Source organism: Cryobacterium sp. Y29 (assembly GCF_002929825.1).
In the GTDB taxonomy this organism is placed as follows: Bacteria; Actinomycetota; Actinomycetes; order Actinomycetales; family Microbacteriaceae; genus Cryobacterium.
This window is the reverse complement of record NZ_PJJN01000033.1, coordinates 17716-41298: the sequence shown is the minus strand read 5'-3', so window position 1 is coordinate 41298 and position 23583 is coordinate 17716. Positions and strand designations below refer to the sequence as shown.

At 65.9% G+C, this 23583-nt stretch carries 18 protein-coding genes, 1 tRNA gene, 1 other RNA gene and 1 pseudogene; 18 read left to right on the top strand and 3 right to left on the bottom strand.

From position 1 onward, the window contains the following. The first annotated feature begins 16 nt into the window (after positions 1-16). Entirely contained in the window at positions 17-799 is a 783-nt protein-coding gene (locus tag CXY74_RS09265) for an ABC transporter permease (protein WP_233193307.1), read from the top strand. Next, entirely contained in the window at positions 796-1959 is a 1164-nt protein-coding gene (locus CXY74_RS09260; RefSeq protein ID WP_104200180.1) for a sulfate/molybdate ABC transporter ATP-binding protein, read from the top strand. Before CXY74_RS09265 ends, CXY74_RS09260 begins: the two co-directional genes overlap by 4 nt. Before the next feature lie 114 nt (positions 1960-2073). Here CXY74_RS09260 and CXY74_RS09255 read toward each other — a convergent pair whose 3' ends face one another. Beyond that, positions 2074-3138 (bottom strand): LacI family DNA-binding transcriptional regulator, encoded by a 1065-nt coding sequence (locus CXY74_RS09255; RefSeq protein WP_104200179.1) that lies wholly within the window; start codon positions 3136-3138, stop codon positions 2074-2076. Between the two features lie 214 nt (positions 3139-3352). Between CXY74_RS09255 and CXY74_RS09250 the strand changes: the two genes are divergently transcribed. From CXY74_RS09250 to CXY74_RS09220, 7 genes are all read left to right on the top strand, one after another. Beyond that, positions 3353-4390 carry an asparaginase gene (locus CXY74_RS09250; protein ID WP_233193306.1) on the top strand — a complete coding sequence of 346 codons (1038 nt, stop codon included), beginning with the start codon at positions 3353-3355 and terminating at the stop codon, positions 4388-4390. A gap of 19 nt (positions 4391-4409) precedes the next feature. Continuing rightward, entirely contained in the window at positions 4410-5300 is an 891-nt protein-coding gene (locus tag CXY74_RS09245) for a polysaccharide deacetylase (RefSeq protein WP_104200178.1), read from the top strand. Continuing rightward, positions 5297-6703 carry an MFS transporter gene (locus CXY74_RS09240; protein WP_104200177.1) on the top strand — a complete coding sequence of 469 codons (1407 nt, stop codon included), beginning with the start codon at positions 5297-5299 and terminating at the stop codon, positions 6701-6703. The genes CXY74_RS09245 and CXY74_RS09240 overlap by 4 nt, the downstream gene beginning before the upstream one ends. Continuing rightward, positions 6696-7460 carry an SDR family NAD(P)-dependent oxidoreductase gene (locus tag CXY74_RS09235; RefSeq protein ID WP_104200176.1) on the top strand — a complete coding sequence of 255 codons (765 nt, stop codon included), beginning with the start codon at positions 6696-6698 and terminating at the stop codon, positions 7458-7460. Before CXY74_RS09240 ends, CXY74_RS09235 begins: the two co-directional genes overlap by 8 nt. 13 nt (positions 7461-7473) lie before the next feature. Further along, on the top strand, positions 7474-8193 hold the full coding sequence (locus CXY74_RS09230) for an SDR family NAD(P)-dependent oxidoreductase (protein ID WP_104200175.1): 720 nt from the start codon (positions 7474-7476) through the stop codon (positions 8191-8193). Positions 8194-8224: 31 nt separating this feature from the next. After that, a complete protein-coding gene (locus CXY74_RS09225) occupies positions 8225-8584 on the top strand; it encodes a hypothetical protein (protein ID WP_104200174.1) in 360 nt (119 codons plus the stop codon). An 80-nt stretch (positions 8585-8664) separates the two neighbouring features. Beyond that, entirely contained in the window at positions 8665-9177 is a 513-nt protein-coding gene (locus CXY74_RS09220; RefSeq protein WP_104200173.1) for a DinB family protein, read from the top strand. Positions 9178-9252: 75 nt separating this feature from the next. Here CXY74_RS09220 and CXY74_RS09215 read toward each other — a convergent pair. Beyond that, positions 9253-9340 (bottom strand) — tRNA-Ser (locus tag CXY74_RS09215). 120 nt (positions 9341-9460) lie between these two features. On the opposite strand from CXY74_RS09215, the gene ffs reads away from it, so the two are divergent. From ffs to CXY74_RS09200, 3 genes are all read left to right on the top strand, one after another. Further along, an RNA gene (gene ffs / locus CXY74_RS09210) (signal recognition particle sRNA small type) lies at positions 9461-9557 on the top strand. Between the two features lie 143 nt (positions 9558-9700). Continuing rightward, positions 9701-10672, top strand: a complete 972-nt coding sequence (locus CXY74_RS09205) for an aldo/keto reductase (protein ID WP_104200172.1) — start codon at positions 9701-9703, stop codon at positions 10670-10672. Further along, positions 10672-11670 (top strand): NAD-dependent epimerase/dehydratase family protein, encoded by a 999-nt coding sequence (locus CXY74_RS09200; protein ID WP_104200328.1) that lies wholly within the window; start codon positions 10672-10674, stop codon positions 11668-11670. Before CXY74_RS09205 ends, CXY74_RS09200 begins: the two co-directional genes overlap by 1 nt. Before the next feature lie 23 nt (positions 11671-11693). Here the strand turns inward: CXY74_RS09200 and CXY74_RS09195 are convergent, their stop codons facing one another. Further along, positions 11694-12617, bottom strand: coding sequence for a LysR family transcriptional regulator (locus CXY74_RS09195; protein WP_104200171.1), 924 nt, complete (start codon positions 12615-12617; stop codon positions 11694-11696). A 192-nt stretch (positions 12618-12809) separates the two neighbouring features. Between CXY74_RS09195 and CXY74_RS09190 the strand changes: the two genes are divergently transcribed. From CXY74_RS09190 to CXY74_RS09165, 6 genes and pseudogenes are all read left to right on the top strand, one after another. Beyond that, on the top strand, positions 12810-15257 hold the full coding sequence (locus tag CXY74_RS09190; RefSeq protein ID WP_233193326.1) for a phosphoketolase: 2448 nt from the start codon (positions 12810-12812) through the stop codon (positions 15255-15257). A 41-nt stretch (positions 15258-15298) separates the two neighbouring features. After that, positions 15299-17527 (top strand): phosphate acetyltransferase, encoded by a 2229-nt coding sequence (pta, locus tag CXY74_RS09185; protein WP_104200327.1) that lies wholly within the window; start codon positions 15299-15301, stop codon positions 17525-17527. Then, entirely contained in the window at positions 17524-18774 is a 1251-nt protein-coding gene (locus tag CXY74_RS09180; RefSeq protein ID WP_104200169.1) for an acetate/propionate family kinase, read from the top strand. The genes pta and CXY74_RS09180 overlap by 4 nt, the downstream gene beginning before the upstream one ends. A 108-nt stretch (positions 18775-18882) precedes the next feature. After that, positions 18883-21060: pseudogene (locus CXY74_RS09175) on the top strand (DNA polymerase III subunit gamma and tau); the annotation flags it as partial. 471 nt (positions 21061-21531) lie between these two features. Beyond that, positions 21532-22131, top strand: a complete 600-nt coding sequence (gene recR, locus CXY74_RS09170; protein WP_104192574.1) for a recombination mediator RecR — start codon at positions 21532-21534, stop codon at positions 22129-22131. 126 nt (positions 22132-22257) lie between these two features. Continuing rightward, the gene (locus tag CXY74_RS09165) at positions 22258-23535 is read left to right on the top strand and encodes an aspartate kinase (RefSeq protein ID WP_104195992.1); all 1278 of its coding nucleotides are present in this window, start codon (positions 22258-22260) and stop codon (positions 23533-23535) included. The last annotated feature ends 48 nt before the right edge of the window (positions 23536-23583 follow it).

The window sequence follows — 23583 nt, the reverse complement described above, 5'->3', positions numbered from 1 at the left end:
CCTGGAGGTGGCGCGCGTGATTCCGCGCCTGCTTTATCTGCCCGCGAGCATCGGCCTCGCCCTGCTCGTGCTGCCGCTCGCCGGCCTCTTGCTCAAGGTCGATTGGCCTGCCCTGCCCGCCCTGCTGCTCTCACCCGAGGCCCTGCAGCCGCTGGGTTTGTCGCTGGCGACGGCATCCGTTTCGACCCTGCTCTGCCTGCTGCTCGGCGTGCCGCTGGCCGTCGTCATCGCGCGGTCGAAGCCGCGTGCAGCCGGCTTATTACGCGCGCTCGTCACCGTTCCACTCGTGCTGCCGCCGCTCGTCGGCGGCATCGCGCTGCTCTCCCTGCTCGGCCGCGGCGGCGTACTCGGCAACACCCTCGAACTTGCCGGGCTGCGCATTCCCTTCACGACCGCGGCGGTCGTCATTGCGCAAACTTTCGTGGCCCTGCCGTTTCTCGTGATCGCGGTCGAGGGGGCGCTGCGCACCGCCGGCATCCGCTACGAGCGGGTGGCCGCGACCCTCGGCGCCGGCCGCGGCACGGTCTTCGCGCGCATCACGCTGCCGCTGGTCGGCCCCGGACTTCTCGCCGGCACCGTTTTGAGCTTCGCCCGCGCGCTCGGCGAATTCGGTGCGACCGCCCTGTTCGCTGGCAACCAGGTCGGAGTCACCCGCACCATGCCCCTTGCCATCTACACCGCCTTCAACGGCTCGGGCGTGACGACCGACCAGGCTGTCGCCTTGTCGCTGCTGTTGATCGCGGTCGCCGTGATCATCCTCGTGCTGGTCGGAACCCGCCGGGCGAGCGTACTCTCGTGACCGCCACCGTCGGCCAGGACGTCGTCACCGCACTTCTGGCCGCGAACCTCCAGCTCACCCGAGGCGGGTTCACCCTCGACGTGCAACTCACGCTCGCGCCCGGCGAGGTGCTGGCCCTCCTCGGCCCGAACGGCTCAGGCAAATCGACCGTGCTCGACCTGCTCGCCGGACTCGCCACCCCCGATACCGGAACCGTCACCCTCGATGGCGAGGCCCTCACGGCGCCCGGCCGGCTCGTGGCCCCCGAAAATCGCGCTATCGGCCTGCTCGGACAAGAGCCCCTGCTCTTTCCGCACCTGAGCGCCCGTGCCAACGTGGCCTTCGCGCTCCGGTTCGGCGAAGCGCGACTGAACGCCGCCTCGGCCCGGGTGCAGGCCGACCGCTGGCTCGACCGGGTCGGCCTGGCCGGCCTCGGCAACAGCCTGCCGGGCGCCCTCTCCGGCGGGCAGCAGCAGCGCGTCGCCCTCGCCCGAGCCCTCGCGGCCGGCCCGCGCGTGCTCCTGCTCGACGAGCCGATGGCCGCCCTCGACGCGGAAACAGCACCGTTCATCCGTCAACTCATCCGCGAGCAGCTTGCCGAAACCGGCACCAGCGCCATCATCGTCACCCACGACATCGTCGACGCTGTCGTGCTCGCCCACCGCGTCGCCGTGCTGCACCACGGCGCGCTCATCGACGAAGGCACGACCGCAGCGGTGCTCGCGGCCCCGCAGAACCCCTTCGTCGCGGCCCTCGCCGGCGTCAATCTCGTGGTGGGCACCGCGCAGAACGGCGCGGTCGTCGCTCCAGATGGCCGCACGTTCTGGGTGCGCCCAGCGGATACCGCGGCACTGTCGCCCGCAACCCCTGCCTCCGCGACCCCTGGCGCAGAAGCCCCCACCCCCGCAGCAGAAGCCCCCACCCCCGTCGCGGCCGTCTTTCGCCCGGCATCGGTCGTCGTGCACACGGAACGGCCCCATCACGCGAGCCCCCGCAACGTCTGGTCGGCCCGGGTGAGAGCCATTGAGCCGGGCACGGGCGGAGTGCGCCTGCGCACGAGCGGCGACCCGGAGGTCATCGCGGAGTTGACCCCGGCCGCGGTTGCCGACCTCGGTCTGCAGGTGGGGTCGACGGTCTGGCTTTCGGTCAAGGCCACCGATGTGAGTGCCTACCGTCGCTAACGTTGATATTCCGGGCACCAGGGGCGGCGATCAACGTTGAGAAAAAGGTATTTCAAGATGATGTGCCGGGGAGCGTCAACTTTGACGTGGCCCCACCTAAGAACCCGGGGACCCTCATCGTTGCCGGGCAGTAACCGCCTCTTGCCCTGCCTCCCACGTGAAATCACTGCTGTCTCGCACGCACAAAACGGGAGCGAGCTTAACCGACTCCACGGCGTCTCCGTTCAACACGCCGAGGAGCAACTTCACGGCGACCCGGCCGATGTCGTGCATCGGCGATCGCACCGACGACAGCGCGATGGGCAGTTGCGCGGCCAGCGACGTGTCATTGAATCCGACAATGGCCAGATCGCGGCCCACGTGCAATCCGTGAGAATTTGCCGCGCCCATGGCGCCGATGGCCGCGAAGTCGTTGACCGCGAAGATCGCACTGGGGCGACGATGTGTGCCTCGCAGAATGCTATCCGCCGCGGTGTGCCCGCCCGTTGTGTCGAAGCGCGACCACACGATGGCGCTCTCGGGGATCGTTCCGCCGAGCGCGCGAAACCGGGAGACGAAGCCGTGCGTGCGATCGACTCCAGTACTGGCATAGGGTTCACCAGCGATGATGGAAACATCGCGGTGGCCCTGGTCCCACAGGTGCTGCGCCACCAGAGCTCCGCCCAGGGTGTCATCGCAGGTGGCCGATGCAAAACCGGCAATGGTGCGGTTCATGAGCACGAACGGCACCTTGCGTTCGGTGAGCTCGTCGAGAATATTGCCGTCAAGGTGCGCGTCACCGATGATGAGGCCGTCTACCCGCCGAGACAGCATGATTTCCATCTTGCGCCGCTGTATCAATGTATCGTCACGAGAGTTCATGACGAATGTGGAGTAGTTGGCGTCGTCGGCTGCCTCGTCGATTCCTTCGTACATAACCGCAAGCACGAGGTCGGAAAGACGCGGAACGATGACTCCGAGAAGATGCGTGCGCCGCGTGCGCAGGCTCGTGGCCTGGGGGTCGGGGGAGTAGCCCACCTTCTTGGCGAGGTCACGCACACGTTCGGCCGTGACCGGCGCGGCGGCGCCGCGTGCCGTGTCAGCTTTCCCGTGCAGGATCCGTGACACGGTCGACGGGTGCAGGCCGAGTTCGGCGGCCAGATCTTTCAGGGTGACGGACCCCGGTCTGATGTCTGTCATGTCGCTGTCTCCAGTTTCCGTGATCCGAGAAAGCCGGATACGAAGCTTGACTTGCCTGTCGATCTCATTCTATAGTTTGACAACCTCACTACCCAAACGATTGGGTAGTGAGCGTTACGTACCCGCAATGACGCGAGCAGTCGGCCGAAATATTGGGTAGCAACTCTTGCATCAAGAAACCCAATCGTTTGGGTACCGACCCCCGGAGAAAATAATGACAGATCGTGCCGGCACCCACGTGGTGTTGCTGGCGACCGGTGGAACAATCTCGTCGCGCGCCCGCCCTGCGGAAGGCGGCGCCGCGGTTGCCGCCGACGCCGGTGCGCAGGTTCTCGGCAGTCTGGCCACAGCCCCGGCCTACCCCGTGCGGGTCGTCGACGTCGCCTGTGAGGGGTCCTACCTGCTCACTCTCGTCGACATGATCGCGATCTGCGCGCAGATCAAGATTGCCCTCGCCGACCCATCGGTGCGGGGGGTCGTCGTCACGCACGGCACTGACACGATGGAAGAGACCGCCTACCTGGCCGACCTCACCCACGACCACGTGAGCCCGGTGGTCTTTACCGGGGCGCAGAAATCCGCCGACGCCGCCGACCCCGACGGTCCCGGCAACCTCGAAGATGCCATCGCGGTCGCTGGATCACCTGCGGCAGCAGGCCTCGGCGTGTTGATCGTTTTCGGCGGCGAGATATTCCCCGCCCGCGGCGTGCGCAAAGCACAGACCTTCGCGCTCCAGGCCTTCACCAACCCCGACTTTGGCTCGGCCGGTTTCCTGACCGCCACCGGTGACGTCGTCATCACCCGCCAAGACCAGCGGATGCCCCCGCTCCCGCTCCCGCCCATCCCGCCCCGCCAGGCCAGACGCGTCGACGTGGTGTCTGCCTATCCGGGGGCGGACGGAATCTTGCTGCAGGCATCCGTGGCGGCCGGGGCCAGCGGAATCGTGTTGCAAGCGACGGGAAGCGGCAACGGCAACCCCGCCCTGTGCGCCGCCGTCGCCGCGGCCGCCACGGCCGGCACCATCGTGGTGACGAGCACCCGGGTGAGTGCCGGCCCGGTCATCCCGGTCTACGGCGCCGGCGGAGGACGAGACCTCGTCGCGGCCGGTGCCATCCCCACTGGCCTGCTGCGGCCCTCACAATCGCTGATTCTGCTCAGCCTTCTGCTGCAGCTCGAGCGCAACCATGACGAGATCGCCGATGCCTTTGCCCTGTACGGGGCAGCCATCACCGAGTCCGCCCAAATTTGTTAGTGCAACGAAAGGCACAGATATGAAAAAAGATATCCAGATTGCATTTGGAGTAGACGTCGACGCTGTCGCCGGCATGCTCGGTTCCTACGGCGGCGAAGATTCCCCGTGCGACATCTCTCGCGGCATGTTCAGCGGCGAGGTCGGTGGGCCGCGTCTTATTCGCCTGTTCGACAAGTACGACTTGCCCACCACCTGGTTCGTTCCCGGGCACTCCATCGAGACCTTTCCCGAGCTCACCCGCATGATCGTTGCCGCGGGCCACGAGATGGGCGTGCACGGCTACTCCCACGAGAACCCGATCGCGATGACCCGCGAACAGGAGACCACGATCCTCGACCGATCCATCGAACTGATCGAAAACGTCTCGGGCCGCCGCCCCACCGGGTATGTCGCCCCGTGGTGGGAATTCTCGACGGTGACGAACGAAATTCTGCTCGAACGCGGGATCAAGTATGACCACTCGCTCATGCACAATGACTTCGAGCCGTACTACGTGCGTGTTGGTGACAGCTGGAAAAAGATCGATTACACCCAGAACGCGCAGACCTGGATGGAGCCGCTCGTGCGCGGCACCGAGACCGACCTCGTGGAGATTCCCGCCAACTGGTACCTCGATGACCTGCCGCCGATGATGTTCATCAAGGCCGCCCCGAACTCGCACGGTTTCGTGAATCCGCGCGACATAGAGCAGATGTGGAAAGACCAGTTCGACTGGGTCTACCGCGAAATGGATCAGGCCGTCTTCACGATGACGATCCACCCCGACGTCTCCGGACGACCGCAAGTGCTCCTCATGCTCGAGCGCCTCATCGAGCATTTCAACTCCCACGAAGGCGTCAGCTGGAACACCTTCGACCAGATTGCAGATTCGTTCCTCGCCCGTTCCCCCCGAAAGGTTCCCTCCGCATGAAACTGAAATCTCCCACCCTCGATCTCACGGCGGCGACCGTCAACGAGAAACGTCGCTTTCCCGCCTTCACCGTGAAGCAGACCCGCACCGCCACGATTCTGGCGCTCCTCGCCTGGACCGTCGCGGTCTTCGACTACGGACTGTTCGGCACGCTCCTTCCCGCCATGCAGGAATCCTTCGGCTGGACCGCGCCGGAAGCCTACGCGATCAACACCTGGATCGCCGTGGGTACCGCGATCGTCTGCTTCGGCGTCGGCCCGGTCATCGACCGCCTCGGACGACGCAAGGGCATGATCGTCACCGTCGGCGGCACGGCCATCGTCTCCGGCCTCACCGCTATCATCCCCACCGGAATGGCCTTCCTCAGCAGTGGGTTACTCGTGATCGTTCGATCCTTCGGCGGTCTGGGGTTCTCCGAGCAGGCCGTCAACGCGACCTATATGAACGAGGTCTACCAGGTCACCGAAGACGAGAAGAAGCGCAAGCGACCGGGTCTGAGCTACTCCTTCATTCAGGGCGGCTGGCCGCTCGGCTTTCTGCTCGCCAGTGCGCTCGCCCTGGCTTTTCTTCCGACCTTCGGCTGGCGTGTCCTGTATTTGATGGCCACCATCCCCGCAGCGCTCATCGTCTGGGCCATCGCACGCAAGCTCAAAGAAACTCCCCAGTTCGAACTGCACAGTGAACTCACCCGCCTCGAGAAGGCCGGGCGCACCGAAGAAGCCCACCTGCTCGCCGGGTCATATGGCGTCGAGCACTCCTCGACCGCGCCACTCAAGCTCATCTGGGAGCCGAAGCTGCGCCGCAACACGATCGTGTTCTCGCTCGCCTGGATCTTCAACTTCTTTGGCATCATGATCTTCAGCATTCTGGGCAGCTCCGTTCTCAAGAACGCCAAGGGCGTCGAACTCTCCGATGCCTTCTGGATGCTCATCATCATCAACGCCCTGGCCTACTTCGGTTACGTGTTCCACGGGTGGCTCGGTGACAAGATCGGCCGCAAGCGCACCATCATCAGCGGCTGGATCCTCGCATCGGTCGCCTTCACCATCATGTTGAGTCCCCTCGCGAACAGCCCCGTGACCATCGTCGCGAGCTTCGGCGCCGGCCTGTTCTTTCTGGTGGGCCCGTACGCAGCTATTCAGTACTTCATGGCCGAGTGCTACCCGGTCAGCTGCCGCGCCACCGGCACCGCGTTCATCGGCGCGATGAGCCAGCCCGGCATCGTTATCGGCGGCGCGCTGTTCACCGCCGTCGCCGCCGGCGCCAACACGGGAACCGCCGCGCTCTGGGTCGGTGCCCTCGGCACCCTCATCTCGGGTGTGCTCATGTTCGCCGCTAAGCCCATGGCAGAAGCTCCCCTCGCTGTCGCACCGGAAAACGAGCTGAAAGCCCAGCGTGTCTGAGCCCCACGTCGCCATCATCACCGGAGCCGCCAGCGGCATCGGTCGGGCCCTCGCCGTGCATTATGCCGGCGAGGGGGTGCGCAGCGTCATCGGCACGTTTCCGGGTGACCCGCACGACCCGCAGGAAACACTGCGGCTGGTGCGCGCCGCCGGTGGCGAAGCCGTCGTGCACGAGGTCGACGTGCGCAGCACGGCATCCGTTGACGCTTTCGCCCAACGAGCGGTCGACGAGTACGGCCGCCTCGATTATGCCGTTGCCAACGCGGGTATTTTGCGTCATTCATCCCTCGGCGACATGACGGATGCACGGTGGACCGACATGCTCGATGTCGATCTCACCGGTGTGCTGCGCACACTGCGTGCCGGAGCTGAACGCATGACCGAGGGCGGCGCTATGGTGGCGGTGTCCTCGATCGCCGGCGCGGTCTACGGGTGGGAGGGTCATGCTCACTACGCTGCGGCGAAAGCCGGCGTGCTCGGTCTGATTCGCAGTGTGGCTGTTGAACTGGGGCCGCAGGGCATTCGGGCCAATGCGGTCATTCCCGGACTTATCGAAACTCCGCAGTCACTCGACCCGGTCAATTCGCTGGGACCGGACGGACTCGCGCGAGCCGGCAAGGATATCCCCTGGGGTCGCGTGGGTACGCCGGCAGAAGTGGCCAGTGTCATCGCGTTTCTCACTTCGTCGCAGGCCGGGTACGTCACCGGGCAGTCCCTCATCGTTGACGGCGGACTCACCGTGAAAATGCGCGCCTAGATATGGAACAGAAATGACCCAGCACCATCGCGCGTCCACCGGCCGTGGAGTCGTCGTCACCGGCGGCAGTAGTGGAATCGGGCGGGCGATCGCCGAAGCTTTTGTTGCCAACGGGGACCGCGTGGTCGTACTCGATCGCGCGGGCACCGACAGTGACGCGATCAACGTCGACGTGTCGCAGGAAGACAGCGTGCGCGCGGCCTTCGCGACCGCTCGCCAACGGCTGGGCACCATTGACGTTCTGGTGAACAGTGCCGGCCTGCTCACCGAGTCACCACTGCAAGACATGACACTCGCCATGTGGAACGAGACTCTCTCGGTCGACCTCACCGGGGTGTTCCTGTGCTGCCGGGAGGTGGTGGGGGAGATGCGCCAACAGAAATGGGGCCGCATCATCAATATCGCCTCCCAGCTCGCCATCAAGGGCGGCACCGGCCTGAGCCATTATTCGGCGGCCAAGGCGGGGGTCGTGGCTCTGACTAAATCGCTGGCGCTTGAAGTTGCCAGCGACAACGTGCTCGTCAACAGCATCGCTCCCGGCCCGATCGAGACCCCGCTCGTGCAGGGCATCTCCGAAGATTGGAAGCGTGCCAAGCGCGCCGAATTGCCGCTTCGGCGGTTCGGCGTTGCGGCCGAAGTCGCCCCGACGGCGCTGCTGCTTGCCAGTGAGCCGGGAGGAAACCTCTATGTGGGGCAGACCCTCGGGCCCAACTCCGGCGACGTGATGCAGTAACTCGGGCCGTCAGGTCAGTCAGGAACCGAAAATGTGCGGAGCATGCGGCGCGACGGTCTACCCCGACCCGGTGATGGGCGCCGAAAACACCCTCAGAAATCGCATTCTGGTGGCGCAAACGGTGTCCTCTGTGTGTGCCGGCGTACCCGGCGCACCCCGCATCGCGGCGCTCGCCGCGGGATGGTCGGTGACCAGCGCGACCGGCGCGATCTCGTTGTGCCACACCGTTGCTGACATCTGGCGCGCGCTCCCCGTCCGAAGTGCGTCGGTGCTGCAGCACGCGCTCGAGGTGAGGGCGCTCGCCGAAGGGCCCGTGGGCCTTTCGGCGCGCGTCGTTGCCCTCGGGCTCGACCTGACGCGGCAGCGCGTGCTCATTGGGCCGCACCGCTGATCGACGGTGCGATAAGCCTGAGCACCGCACCAGCCGCGGCGTGGGCGGGGGGTACGGTGGCAGAACGACTAAGGAGAGCCATGACCCCGTCTGAACTGCTCATCGAAGAGTTTTCCCGTATCCAGGGATACGTCGGTGCGACCCTGAAAGATGCGACCGTTACCACCCTCACGTATCGAGCGGATGCCGACGCCAACACGATCGCCTGGCTCATCTGGCATCTGTCCCGCCTGCAGGACGACCATATCGCCGACCTGGCGGGCACCGAGCAGGTGTACACCGGGCAGGGGTGGGCCGAACGATTCGGCCTGCCGTTCGAGCCGAAGAGGATCGGCTATGGCTTCACCTCCGCCGAAGTCGCCGCCGTTCGCGCCGATGCGGACCTGCTCGGCGGCTACTATGACGCCGTGCACACCGCGACCCTCACCTATCTGGCGACCCTGGGCGCGGCGGACCTGGATCGGGTCGTCGACGCGTCCTGGACTCCCGCCGTCACCGTCGGCGTGCGCCTGGCGAGTGTGCTCTCCGACGACCTGCAGCACGCTGGCCAGGCCGCCTTCGTGCGCGGTCTCGCCGATCGCGCCGACGCCTGACCTGTGCGTCACCCAACACGTTGCGTTTGTTGATCTGGCGGAGAATGGGGCGTTGAACTCTGCGCACTACGAGCTTGGCGGAGAATGGGGGATTCGAACCCCCGAGGGCTTTCACCCAACACGCTTTCCAAGCGTGCGCCATAGGCCACTAGGCGAATTCTCCTGGCCGCCGTTTCAGTAAAGCAACGGCACCAGAGAATCTTACCTGTTTCCAGCGGATGCTGCCGCCACCGGCCAGACCGCGCTCGGTTGGCCACGCCCCACGCCGTACCCTAAACTGAGAACCGGCTCCTCGTGTGGCGCCACCTTGGCCAATTCCCCCAGGACGGAAACGTAGCAAGGGTAACCGGGCTCTGGCGGGTGCGCGAGGAGTCTTTTCTCTGCGTGGAAGCGCGGGGGCAACCAGGGCGGTGCTCGAGTGCCGAGGCGGCTGGGCCGGCGTTCTCGATTGAGAAGCGCAGGTGCACAGTGGTATCCGTGGGTGCTGTTGGACAGTCGAACGATGCGCGGCCAACCTAAAGATATGGAATACACCCAGCTTGGCCGCTCCGGCCTCAAGGTTTCTCGCCTCTGCCTCGGCACCATGAACTTCGGCCCGGAAACGGACCCGTCCGAATCGTTCGCCATTTTGGACGCCGCCCAGGCCGCGGGAATCAACTATGTCGATACCGCGAACGTTTACGGCGGTCGCCTCGGGAACGGCGCGACCGAGAAGATCGTCGGCGACTGGTTCGCCCAGGGCGGCGAGCGCCGCGACAAGACCGTGCTCGCCACCAAGCTCTACGGTGACATGACCGACTGGCCAAACAACGGCAAGCTCTCAGCCCTGAACATCCGTCGCGCCCTCGACGCGAGCCTCACCCGGCTCAAGACCGACTACATCGACGTGTACCAGTTTCACCACATCGACCGCAGCACCCCGTGGGACGAGATCTGGCAGGCCATGGAGACGGCCGTTGCGCAGGGGAAGATCCTCTACGCCGGCAGCAGCAACTTTGCCGGCTGGCACATTGCCACGGCCCAGGCCGAAGCGCGTCGACGCAATTTCACCGGACTGGTCAGCGAGCAGTCCATCTACAACCTGATCACCCGTGATATCGAGCTCGAGGTGCTGCCGGCCGCACAGGCCAACGGTATCGGCGTCATCGCCTGGTCCCCCCTGCAGGGCGGACTGCTCGGCGGAGTTCTCCGCCAGCAGCGAGACGGGAAGCGTCGCCTTTCCGACCATGCCGTGCACGCCCTCGCGACTCACCGCGACGCCATCGAGAAGTACGAAGACTTCGCCGCCGAACTCGGCCACGAACCCGGCGACGTCGCGCTCGCCTGGCTGCTGCACCAGGGCGGCGTCACCGCCCCGATCATCGGTCCGCGCACGCAGGACCAGCTGGCTGCGGGCATCCGCGCACTCGATGTGAAACTCGACGCGTCGGCACTGGCCCGCCTCGACGAGATCTTCCCCGGCAAGAAGAGCGCTCCGGAAGACTACGCATGGTGATGCGCGGGCTCGACGTCTTGTTCATCGGCGGTACCGGCGTGATCAGCGCTGCCGCCGCCGCACAAGCGGTCGCGACCGGGCACCATCTCACGGTGCTGAACCGGGCGACGACAACCCAGCGCCCGGTTCCCGCCGGTGTGGAGGTGCTCACGGCAGACGGGCGCAACCCGGCCTCGATCCGGGCTGCTGTGGGTCGGCGAACCTTCGATGTCGTCGTGGACTTCGTTGCCTTCACGGCCGAACACGTGGCTGCCGATATCGAGCTGTTCACGGGGCGCACGGGCCAGTTCGTGTTCATCAGCTCGGCGTCGGCCTACCAGAAGCCGCCGGCTCGACTGCCCATTCTGGAATCCACGCCACTTCGAAACCCCTACTCGCAGTACTCGAGGGACAAGATCGCCTGCGAAGACCTGTTGGTCGCGGCGTACCGCGAGCAGGGATTCCCGGTCACGATTGTGCGCCCGTCGCACACTTACGACCAGACCGCGATCCCGCTCACCGGCGGGTGGAGTGACATCGTCAGCATGCGCGCCGGTCGCCCCGTGCTGGTGCACGGTGACGGCACCTCGCTCTGGACGATCACGCACAGCACGGACTTCGCCAAAGCTTTTGTTGGGCTGTTCGGCCTGCCGCAGGCCATCGGCGACAGTTTCACCATCACCTCCGACGAATTTCTGCCGTGGAATAGGATCTACGAGCTGTACGCCGAGGCAGCGGGCGTGCCACTGCCCGAGCTGGTGCACGTGGCGTCGGAGACCATCGCGGCTGCGGTGCCGCATCTCGGCCCGGCACTGCTGGGCGACAGGGCGCATTCTGTCATCTTCGACAACAGCAAGATAAAGGCGCTCGTGCCCGATTTTGTCTGCACCACCCCGCTTGCTCTCGGCGCGCGCGACACCATCCGCTGGTACGACGCACACCCCGACGCGCAAATCAGAGACAAGGGCCTCGAGCGCAGTTTCGAGGCGCTCATTGACGCGGCGAGGACGAGGGCTTAGCAACCAGTAATAAGCGTTTCGGCTCAGGTGGCGGCGACCGAGCTGGCGTCGACCGAGCTGCCCGCAACCTGAACCGCCACGTTTGCCAAGAGCTGATCCAGGAACGCTCTGGCGGCCGGGCTCGGCTCGTCAGCGACGGCGACCGCGACACTCCACGTCGGCAGGCCGCCGGGCAGTTCGATCGTGCGCAGGGTTTCGGGACGCTTGGCGGCGAAGCTCGCCGGAACAATGGCGACCCCGAGGTTGTAGCCCACCAAATCCAGTAGAGGATGCACGTCGTTGACCTCCATCGCCGCCCGATAGTCGAATCCGGCTGCGGCACAGGCCCGTCGGGCAAGCACATGCGCGGCCCAACCGGACTGAAAACCGATCAGCGACTCGGTGCGCAAAGACTCCAGAGTGATCAAGGATCGGCCGGCCAGCGGATGGTCGGGGTGAGCGAGTACGACGAGTCTTTGCGTGCCGAGCTCGTGCAGGGTAACCCCTGGCGGGGTGGGACCGGTTTCGACGACGACCGCAATATCCGCTCGCCCGGTTGCGACGCTCTCGATGAGTTCGACCGAACCCGCGTAGCGCAGTCTGACCTCGACACCGCGGTTGACCGTGTGGAACTGCGCCAGCTCGGCGGGCAGGTCGATTGCACCGGCGCACGGTTCGGCCCCGACGGTGAGCCGGCCACGCATGAGACCACGAACGGCCGCGACCGCATTCTGCGCCGCGGCTGCGCTGGCCAGCGTGCGCAGGGCGTCCGCCAGAAGCGCCTGTCCGGCCGCGGTCAGTTCTACCCGTCGAGTGCTGCGGGCGAAGAGGGACATCCCGAGTTCACCTTCGAGGGCACGAATCGACGCCGAGAGGCCGGACTGTGAGATCTGTAAGAGGTCAGCGGCATGGGTGAAGTGACGTTCCTCGGCGACCGTAACGAAATGTTCAAGTTGACGGAGTTCCATTGAACGATCTTATGACTGGATCAGCTCGCGTTCAGAAGTAAATCTACTGGACTGTCACCAGAAGGTGGACGCCTCCGCGGCCAATGGGACCTTTGGCACTTGAGGCACGACCAAGGCTGAATAGGATGGAAGAAGAGCGGCTGCGTGGCCGCGAGACGATGCGGAGGACCGATGATCCACGATTCCGGCACCATGACCTGGCCTACGCGTGCACCCGCACCGCTGAGCCCGGAGGCCCTCGCGAGTATCGACGCCTGGTGGCGTGCCGCGAATTACCTGACCGTCGGCCAGATCTATCTGCTCGGCAACGCCCTGCTCACCGAGCCCCTCACCCGCGACCACGTCAAACCGCGCCTGCTCGGCCATTGGGGCACAACGCCCGGCCTCAACTTTCTCTACGCACACCTGAACCGCGCCATCCAGGAACGCAGCCAGAGCACCATCTACATCACCGGCCCGGGCCACGGCGGCCCCGGAATGGTCGCCAACGCCTACCTTGACGGCACCTACACCGAGGTCTACGCCGACATCGAACAGAGCGCCCGCGGCGTGCAGAAGCTGTTTCGCCAGTTCTCCTTCCCCGGCGGAATCCCCAGCCACGCCTCGCCCGAACTCCCCGGATCCATCCATGAGGGTGGCGAACTCGGCTATGCCCTCAGCCACGCCTACGGGGCCGCATTCGACAATCCGAACCTGCTCGTGGCCGCGGTGGTCGGTGACGGCGAGGCTGAAACCGGACCGCTCGCCACCAGCTGGCACTCCAACAAGTTCATCGACCCGATTCACGACGGCGTCGTGCTGCCCATTTTGCACCTCAACGGGTACAAGATCGCCAACCCCACCGTGCTCGCGCGCATCCCCGAAGACGAGCTGCTCGACCTCATGCGCGGCTACGGTCACACTCCGTACATCGTCTCTGGCGGGTTCGACGGCGAAGATCCGCTGCTCGTGCACGCCCGCATGGCCGAGACGCTCGACCTGGTGCTCAACCAGATCGCCGAGATCAAGGCAGCGGCGGCGAAGGCCGATAACAACAACGAGGATTTTGCCCGTCCGCGCTGGCCGATGATCATCCTGCGCACCCCCAAGGGCTGGACCTGTCCCGCCATCATCGACGGCGTGCAGGTGGAGAACACTTGGCGCGCCCACCAGGTTCCGCTCGCCAATGCCCGTGACACACCGGAGCACACGGCCCTGCTCGAAGAGTGGATGCTCTCCTACCGTCCCGCAGAGCTGTTCGACTCCACCGGTGCTCCCGTCGCACAAATCCGAGCTCTCGCCCCGGTCGGCCCCCTGCGCATGAGCGCCAACCCGGTCGTCAACGGCGGACTTCTGCGCCGCGACCTGCACCTGCCCGACTTTCGTGATTTCGCCGTCGACGTGCCAGAGCCGGCTGCAACGACGGATGAGGCCACGCGGGTGCTGGGCGGCTACCTGGCCGAAGTCATCCGCTTGAATCCCGACAACTTTCGCATCTTCGGGCCAGATGAAACCGCCTCGAACCGGCTGGCCCCGCCGGTCTACGAGGTGACCAGCAAACAGTGGGACGCCGAGATCCGTCCCGGTGACACGAACCTGGCGCGCGCCGGCCGCGTCATGGAGGTGTTGAGCGAGCACCAGTGCCAGGGTTGGCTCGAAGGCTACCTGCTCACCGGGCGGCATGGACTGTTCAACTGCTACGAAGCGTTCATTCACATCGTCGACTCGATGTTCAACCAGCACGCTAAATGGCTCAAGGTCACCGCCGATATTTCATGGCGGGCGCCGATCGCGAGCCTGAACTACCTGCTCAGTTCGCACGTCTGGCGGCAGGATCACAACGGGTTCAGCCACCAGGACCCCGGATTCATCGACCACGTCGTCAACAAGAGCGCCGACGTGGTGCGGGTCTACCTGCCCTTCGACGCGAATACGCTGCTGAGCACCTACGACCACTGCCTGCGCAGCGTCAACTATGTCAACGTGGTCGTGGCCGGCAAGCAGCCAGCGCCGAACCTGCTCACCATGACCGAGGCCGTCGCCCACTGCAACCGGGGGCTGGGCATCTTCGACTGGGCCGGCACTGAAATTGCCGGTCAGGAGCCCGATGTCGTGCTCGCCGCGGCCGGCGACGTTCCCACCCTCGAGGTGCTCGCCGCCGCCGAGATTCTGCGCGAAAACCTGCCGGATCTCAAGCTGCGGGTCGTGAACGTCGTCGACCTGATGCGCTTGCAGTCCGAGGACGACCATCCGCACGGCCTGAGCGACAGCGCCTTCGATGCCGTGTTCACGCCAGACAAGCCCATCATTTTCGCCTATCACGGCTACCCGTGGCTCATTCATCGGCTCACCTACAAGCGCCACGGCCACGAAAACCTGCACGCTCGCGGCTATAAGGAGAACGGCACCACGACGACCCCCTTCGACATGGTCATGCTCAACGACCTCGATCGGTATCACCTCGTCATGGACGTCATCGACCGCACCCCCGGCCTCGCCGCCCGCGCCGGCCTGCTCCGGCAGCAGATGCAGGACGCCCGCCTGGCCGCGCGCCAGTACACCCGGGACGTCGGCGAGGACCTGCCAGCGGTCACCGACTGGTCCTGGTCGAAGACGGATGCCGCGCCGCGCACCGACCAAACCGGCAGCGACAACATCTAGCTAGAACAAACTCACAGCCCACATACGCTTGAATGGACACCGTGGCTCGAAGCATCTATATCACCAGCGCCGAAGGTAATACCGGCAAATCTTCAATCGCTCTCGGCGTGCTCGACACGCTCACCCACCTGGTGGAGCGGGTCGGCGTATTTCGCCCTGTTGCCCGCACCGCGACCGAACCGGACTACGTCGTCGAGCTCCTGCTTCGCCACCTGCAGGCCAACGCCGGACCCGGTGCTGCGGCCGGGCAAACCTACGAGCAGAGCATCGGCGTCAGTTACGACGACGTCAACACCGATCCCGACGCGGCCCTGGCCCGTATCGTTGCGCGCTACAAAGCGATCGAAGCCAACTGCGACACTGTTGTCGTCATCGGAAGTGACTACACCGACGTCGGCAGCCCCACCGAACTCGCCTTCAACGCCCGCATCGCCGCGAACCTCGGCGCCCCGGTACTGCTCGTGCTCGGCGGCCGTGTTGGCCCCGGCGAGGGCGAACGCCTTGGCCAGAGCGACGCTCGCAGCGCCGTGGACATCGGACAGCAGACCGACGTCGCGCTGGCGGAATTGCGCGACGAACACGCATCCATTTTGGCGATCATCGTCAACCGCGCCGACCAAACGGTCCTGGCCGAAATTATCCAGTCGGTGCGCGCCACGACCAATGCCCAGCCGGCGCGCTCGGGCGGAGCCTTCGGCGTGCCGATCTGGGCTATTCCCGAAGACCCCTACCTTGTCGCACCGAGCATGCAGAGCATCATGGAGGCGACCGATGGCACCCTGATCAAGGGCGACCCGGCGCTGCTGGCCCGAGAGGCGCTCGGCGTTGTCGTGGCGGCCATGTCGATGGTCAACGTGCTGCCACGACTGATCGAAGGCGCTGTCGTCGTCGTGCCTGGCGACCGCGAGGATGTGCTGCTGGCCGTGCTGCTCGCCAACGCCTCCGCAACGTTCCCGTCGATCGCCGGCATCGTGCTCAACGGCGGCTTCGAACTCCCCGACCCTATCCAGCGGCTGATGGAGGGCCTCGCCCCATCCCTGCCGATCATTCGGACGTCGCTCGGTTCCTACGACACGACCATGCGCATCACCCGCACCCGCGGGAGGCTCGCCGCCGACTCGCAACGCAAACACGACACGGCGCTGGCCCTGTTCGAAACGTACGTCGACGCGGCCGCACTGCTCGATCGGCTCGATGTGAGCCGGGCCGAGGTCGTCACCCCGCTCATGTTCGAGTACACGCTGCTTGAACGGGCCCGGCAGAACCGGCAGCACATCGTGCTGCCCGAGGGGGAGGACGACCGCGTGCTGCGCGCCGCTGCCACCCTGCTGGCCCGCGATGTGGTCGAACTGACCATCCTCGGCGAGGAATTCGAGGTGCGCTCGCGCGCCATCGGCCTGGGGCTGGACATCTCCAAGGCCCACGTCGTGAGCCCCTACGACGACCTGCTGCGCATCAAGTTCGCGCAGGAATATATGCAATTGCGGGCACATAAGGGAATCACGCTCGACCAGGCCAACGAGACCGTCACCGACGTGAGCTACTTCGGTACCATGATGGTGCAGCAGGGTCTCGCTGACGGCATGGTCTCCGGTGCCACCCACACCACCGCGCACACCATCCGGCCGAGCTTCGAGATCATCAAGACCCAGGCCGGCGTCGGCGTCGTGTCGAGCGTGTTCCTCATGGCGCTCGCCGATCGCGTGCTGGTCTATGGCGACTGCGCCGTCATTCCGGTGCCCACGGCCGAGCAGCTCGCCGACATTGCCATTTCGGCTGCGGCGACGGCGGTGCAGTTCGGCATTGAGCCGCGCATCGCCATGCTGTCGTACTCCACCGGCAGTTCCGGCGAGGGCGCCGACGTCGAGAAGGTACGCGCCGCCACTGCCCTCGTGCGCGAGCGCCGGCCCGACCTGCTGGTCGAAGGTCCGATTCAGTACGATGCAGCAGCGGATGCCGCGGTCGCCGCCACCAAGATGCCCGGTTCCCGCGTGGCCGGCCGCGCCACGGTGTTCATCTTTCCCGACCTCAACACCGGCAACAACACCTACAAGGCGGTGCAGCGCAGCGCTGGCGCCGTCGCGATCGGCCCCGTGCTGCAGGGCCTGCGCAAGGCGATCAACGACCTCTCGCGCGGTGCCCTGGTGCAAGACATCGTCAACACCGTGGCGATCACGGCCATCCAGGCGGCCGGGCTTGTCTCCGCTGCGGACAGCGGCGCGCAGAGCAGTCCTGTCGTGGATGCCACACCCGCCGGGGCAACTCGGTGACTGCGGTTCTCGTCGTCAACTCCGGCTCGAGCTCGTTCAAATATCAGCTGATCGAAATGGACACCGAGACCACGTTGGCGAGCGGTCTGGTCGAGCGCATCGGCGAGCTCATGGGCGCGGCCGCACACTCTGTCGCCGGGGTGGCGGCGACTACCGCAGAGGCAGACGTCGCGTCGAAAACGCCAGGTTCGGCATCCGCTGATCAGACATGGCAGCGTGAGCTGCCTATTGCCGACCACACGGCCGGATTTGCCGTGATGCTCGAGGCGTTTGCGACCCACGGGCCGTCGCTCGCGGCCCACGCGCCGGTCGCCGTCGGGCACCGGGTCGTGCACGGCGGAGCGCGTTTCCACGAGCCGACCCTGGTGACGCCGCAGGTCGAGCGTGACATCGACGACCTGTCCGGGCTCGCGCCGCTGCACAATCCGGGCGCGCTGCAGGGCATCGTCGCGGCCGGTGAAGCTTTCGCCGATGTGCCGCACGTGGCCATCTTCGACACGGCGTTTCACCAGACGTTGCCTCCGGAGGCGTTCACCTACGCGATCAATGCCGACCTGGCGGAGCGCTTTCGCATTCGTCGCTATGGCTTTCACGGCACGAGCCACGGATTCGTGGCCCGCGAGGCGGCCAACTTTCTCGCGCGCCCGGTGACGGAGCTCAACCAGATCGTGCTGCACCTCGGCAACGGAGGCTCGGTCTGCGCGGTCGCCGGCGGCCGTTCGGTCGAGACCAGCATGGGCATGACGCCGCTCGAGGGACTCGTCATGGGCACCCGCTCCGGTGACATCGACCCCGGCGTGCTTTTTCACCTGCACCGCAGGGCCGGACTCGACTTCGATGACCTCGACACCCTGCTCAACCGCGGTAGCGGGCTGCTCGGCCTCACCGGACGCGGCGACTTGCGCGACGTCATGGAAGCCGCTACCGCCGGCGACGGGCCGTCGCAACTCGCGATCGACGTGTATGTGCACCGAATCAAGGGCTATATCGGGGCGTACTACGCGCAGCTCGGCCGGCTCGATGTGATCTCGTTCACGGCCGGTGTCGGGGAGAACGCGCCGCTCGTGCGCGAACGGTCGCTTGCCGGGCTGGACGCGCTGGGCATCCGCATCGATCCCGAGCGCAACACGGCCACCGAACGGGGCGCGCGTGTCATCAGCGCCGACGATTCCGCGGTCACGGTGCTGGTGATTCCCACCAACGAAGAGCTTGAGATCGCCCGCCAGACCTTGGCGACGGTGGGTTAGCCCGTTCGAACGGCCTGTCCCGGATCGACCGGATTTACGAGCAGGCACAGAACAGTTCAGCGGCGCGAGCGCGGGCGAGTGTCGGTGCGGGCAAGTACCATGGAGAACGTGGTTACCGCCCTGTATCGCCGCTATCGGCCAGAGACCTTTGCCGAGATGATCGGCCAGTCCCAAGTGACCGATCCGCTGATGACGGCGCTTCGCACCAACCGGGTGAATCATGCCTATTTGTTCAGTGGTCCGCGTGGCTGCGGAAAGACCACATCGGCGCGCATCCTGGCCCGCTGCCTGAACTGTGCTGAGGGTCCTACCGACACTCCCTGTGGTGTCTGCCCGAGCTGTGTGGAACTCGCCCGCGACGGCGGGGGCTCCCTCGACGTCGTCGAGATCGACGCGGCCAGCCACAACGGTGTCGACGACGCCCGCGATATTCGTGAGCGCGCTATTTTTGCGCCGGCCCGCGACCGCTACAAGATCTTCATCCTCGACGAGGCGCACATGGTCACGCCGCAGGGCTTCAACGCGCTGCTCAAGATCGTCGAAGAGCCGCCGGAACACGTGAAGTTCATTTTTGCGACCACTGAACCCGAAAAAGTGATCGGCACCATCCGTTCGCGCACCCATCACTACCCGTTTCGGCTGGTGCCGCCGGGACCGATGCTCGAATACGTGCAGCAGATGTGTGACACCGAGAAGATGGTCGTTGCCCCCGGGGTACTGCCACTCGTCGTGCGCGCCGGCGGCGGCTCGCCGCGCGATACTCTTTCGCTCCTGGACCAGCTCATGGCCGGGTCCGATGGGCAGTCCATTGAGTATGAGCGCGCCGTGGCACTGCTGGGCTACACGAGTGCGTCCCTGCTCGACGAGGCCGTTGAAGCCATCGGCGCGCGCGATCCAGCCGCCGCGTTCGATGCGGTCGACCGGGTCATCCAGACCGGGCAAGATCCGCGGCGGTTCGTTGAAGACCTGCTGGAACGCATGCGCGACCTCATTATCGTCGCGGCGACGAGCGTCGCGGGGGCGGCGGCCGTGCTGCGCGGTGTGCCGCAAGACGAACTCGAGCGCATGAACGTGCAGGCCGCCGCTTTTGGGGCGGCCGAACTCTCGCGGACCGCCGATATTCTCAACGCCGCGCTCACCGAGATGAGCGGGGCCACCTCGCCGCGCCTGCACCTCGAGCTGATGATCGCGCGCGCCTTGATTCCCGCGACCGATGACACGACCCGCGGCGCTTTGGCCCGGGTCGAGCGCCTTGAGCGTCGCATCGGCGTCGACGGTGTTGCTGCGGCGCCCGCCGTTGGTGGCTCGGCGAATTCCGCGGGATCTGTGCCGCCTGCCTCGGGCGCGCCGGTCTCGCCTCCTGTGGTGCACGCCTCCTCCGCGCCCTCACCGCTGGTCGAGCCCGCCAAGACCGGCGCACAGGGAATACTGCCCGTCTCCCAAGCGTCGCCATCCTCCGCGGCCGCAGCCTCGGCGCCGATCCTGTCTCCACAACCGCCAGTCGTGTCTCCACAACCGGTAGCCGAGTCTGCCACTTCGGGAACGCAGGCTGACCGCCCCGCTGTCGCCGCCGGCGCCCCGGTCACTCTGCAGCAGCTCAAGGACGCCTGGCCGGAGATTCTCGAAGCTGTCAAAAACGAGAAGACCACGGCGTGGCTCGTCGTTTACACCGCTCAGGTGCTCGGCCTGAACGGCGACGTGCTCGCCCTCTCGTTCCCAAGCCAAGCCGACGTCGAGAGCTTCAAGCAGCAAAAGGTTCCCGGAATGGGAACCAGCGATTTTCTGCGCACGGCGATCGTCGCCGTGCTCGGCCTGCGGGTCAAGTTCATCGCGCGCGTTGAAGCGAGCCGTGAGACCTCCTCGCCCAGCGCGTCGTCCAGCGCCTCGCCGACCGTCACCGCGGAGCCTGCGCCAGCGGACCCCGCACTCGAATCAACCGCAATTGCAGCACCCGCCGCTGATGCGCTCGAAGCGGCTGAGCCAGATCCACTGGGTGCGGTTTCGGCGGCATCCCGGTCAGCCGTGCCGACTGCAGCGGTGCGGACTGCAGCCATACCGACTGCACGTGGGGCAGTTGCGACGCCGCGCACGGCGTCCGTTCCGGCCGCTGCTGCGCGCGAGGTAGCATCGCCGGGCGCAGGCGCGTCACCGGTCGCCGCATCAACCAGTGGGTGGGCCACCGTGGCCATTCCCGGTTCGCCCAATGGTCCGGCAATACCCGTTATCGCCGACGAGACAACGGATGCCACGGCCGACGCCGCTGCGCCGGTTTCGACGCCTGCCCCGGTCCCGACCTCGTCGTCCGCGTCCGCGACCTCAGTTGCGACTTCCGGGGCTGCGACTTCCGGGGCTGCAAACTCCGCGGTGCCTGACGCCTCGACCGCCGCGCCGTTTGCCGCGCCGCAGCGTCACGACGAGCCACCGTTTGACGACGTACCGCCACCGTTCGATGACGACGTTCCCCCCGAGATGGACGCACCCGCCGACGAACGTGTGCCGAACTACGCGGGGCAGGCCGAGGCATCAGCCGTGCAGACGAACGCCGTGCAGCCGAACGCCGTCCAGCCCAGCGCGCAGCGTGGCCGGCAGCACCCGAATGCCGGCCAGCGCGGCGCCCCAAAAGATCCGTCGCGGGCGCCGTCGTTCGCGACGAAGCAGCGCTACGGCGAGGCCGTCGTGCGCGAGATACTCGGCGCCACCTTCATCGAAGAACAGCCGTACACTGCGGCGCCCCGAACCAGAAACGACTACTAGACCATGTATGAAGGCATCGTTCAGGAACTGATCGACGAGCTCGGCCAGCTTCCGGGTATCGGCCCCAAGTCAGCCCAGCGCATCGCGTTCCACATTCTGCAGACCGAGAAGTTCGACGTGACCCGGCTGGCGAACGTGCTGCTCGAGGTGCGCGACAAGGTGCGATTCTGTGAAATTTGTGGCAATGTTTCCGAGCAGCCGACCTGTCTCATCTGCCGCGACCCACGTCGCGACCCCACGTCGATCTGCGTGGTGGAAGAGGCCAAAGACGTCGTAGCGATAGAACGCACCCGCGAGTTCAAGGGGCTGTACCACGTGCTCGGCGGCGCCATCAGCCCGATCGACGGCGTCGGCCCCGACGACCTGCGCATCCGCCAGCTGATGCAGCGTCTCGCCGACAACACCGTGCAAGAGGTGATCATCGCGACCGACCCGAACCTCGAGGGGGAGGCCACCGCGACCTACCTGTCGCGCCTGCTCACAACCCTCGAGATCAAGGTGACCCGCCTCGCCTCCGGTCTTCCGGTGGGCGGCGATCTCGAGTACGCCGACGAGGTCACCCTCGGCCGCGCGTTCGAGGGCCGCCGCGAGGTCGCGCACTAGCCACTTCCGCCCGCCCCATCCTGCAGCGCAGCGTCACATGGCACCGATTCCGAGCGCCAGCATTTAGGATGGAACCTTGGACGGGGCGCGCATCATCGGCCCGCAAACCCCCATCTCAGGAGTCACATGAGCTTGATCGTGCAGAAGTTTGGCGGGTCATCCGTCGCCGATGCCGAAAGTATCAAGAGGGTCGCTAAGCGCATCGTCGACACCCGCAGGGCTGGCAATGAGGTCGTCGTCGCCGTCTCGGCGATGGGTGACAGCACTGACGAACTGCTCGACCTCGCCCACCAGGTCACCCCGCTCCCCGCCCCGCGCGAACTCGACATGCTGCTCACGGCCGGTGAACGCATCTCGATGGCGCTGCTCGCGATGGCCATCAAAAGCCTTGGCTACGACGCACGCTCTTTCACCGGAAGCCAGGCCGGCATGATCACGGATGCCCGGCACGGTTCGGCGCGTATCGTCGACGTCACACCGGGGCGTATCCGCTCGGCGCTCGACGAGGGCGCCGTCGCCATCGTTGCCGGTTTCCAGGGTTTCAACCGCGACACCAAAGACATCACCACCCTTGGACGGGGGGGCTCAGACACCACCGCCGTCGCTCTCGCCGCTGCCCTCGGCGCTGACATCTGCGAGATCTACACCGATGTCGATGGCGTCTTCACAGCGGATCCGCGCGTCGTTCCCCGCGCTCGCAAACTCGAGCGCGTCACGAGCGAAGAGATGCTGGAACTCGCCGCTGCGGGGGCCAAGGTTCTGTATATTCGCGCTGTGGAATATGCGCGCCGCCACGGCGTCACGCTCCACGTGCGCTCCTCGTTCAACAACAACACCGGCACCATCGTGTACAACGCCGTGACCGCGCGAGAAAAAGGAGAAATCGTGGAAGAGCCAATCATCGCCGGAATCGCCGCTGACTTGAGCGAGGCGAAGGTCACCGTGGTCGGTGTGCCCGACATCCCGGGCAAGGCGGCGCTCATTTTCAAGATCGTCGCGCGCACCAATGCCAACGTCGACATGATCGTGCAGAACGTGTCGGCTGCCGCCACCGGGCTCACCGACATCTCGTTCACGCTGCCTAAGTCGGAAGGGGAGCGGGTACTCACCGCGCTGACCAATGAGAAGGACCTCATCGGTTTCGCGAGCCTGCAATACGACGACCAGATCGCCAAGCTCGCCCTGGTCGGCGGTGGCATGCGCACCAATACCGGAGTATCGGCGAAACTATTCGAGGCCCTCTATGAGTCCGGAATCAACATCGAGATGATTTCCACGAGCGAGATCCGCATCTCGGTGGTCACCCGGGCCGACACCATCAACGAAGCCCTCCGCGTGGTACACACCGCGTTCGGGCTCGACGGCGAGATCGAGGCCGTCGTGCACGGCGGCTCCGGCCGCTAGCCCCTCGACAGCATGAAGTGCCCGTGAGGGCGAACGACGTTAGGAAAC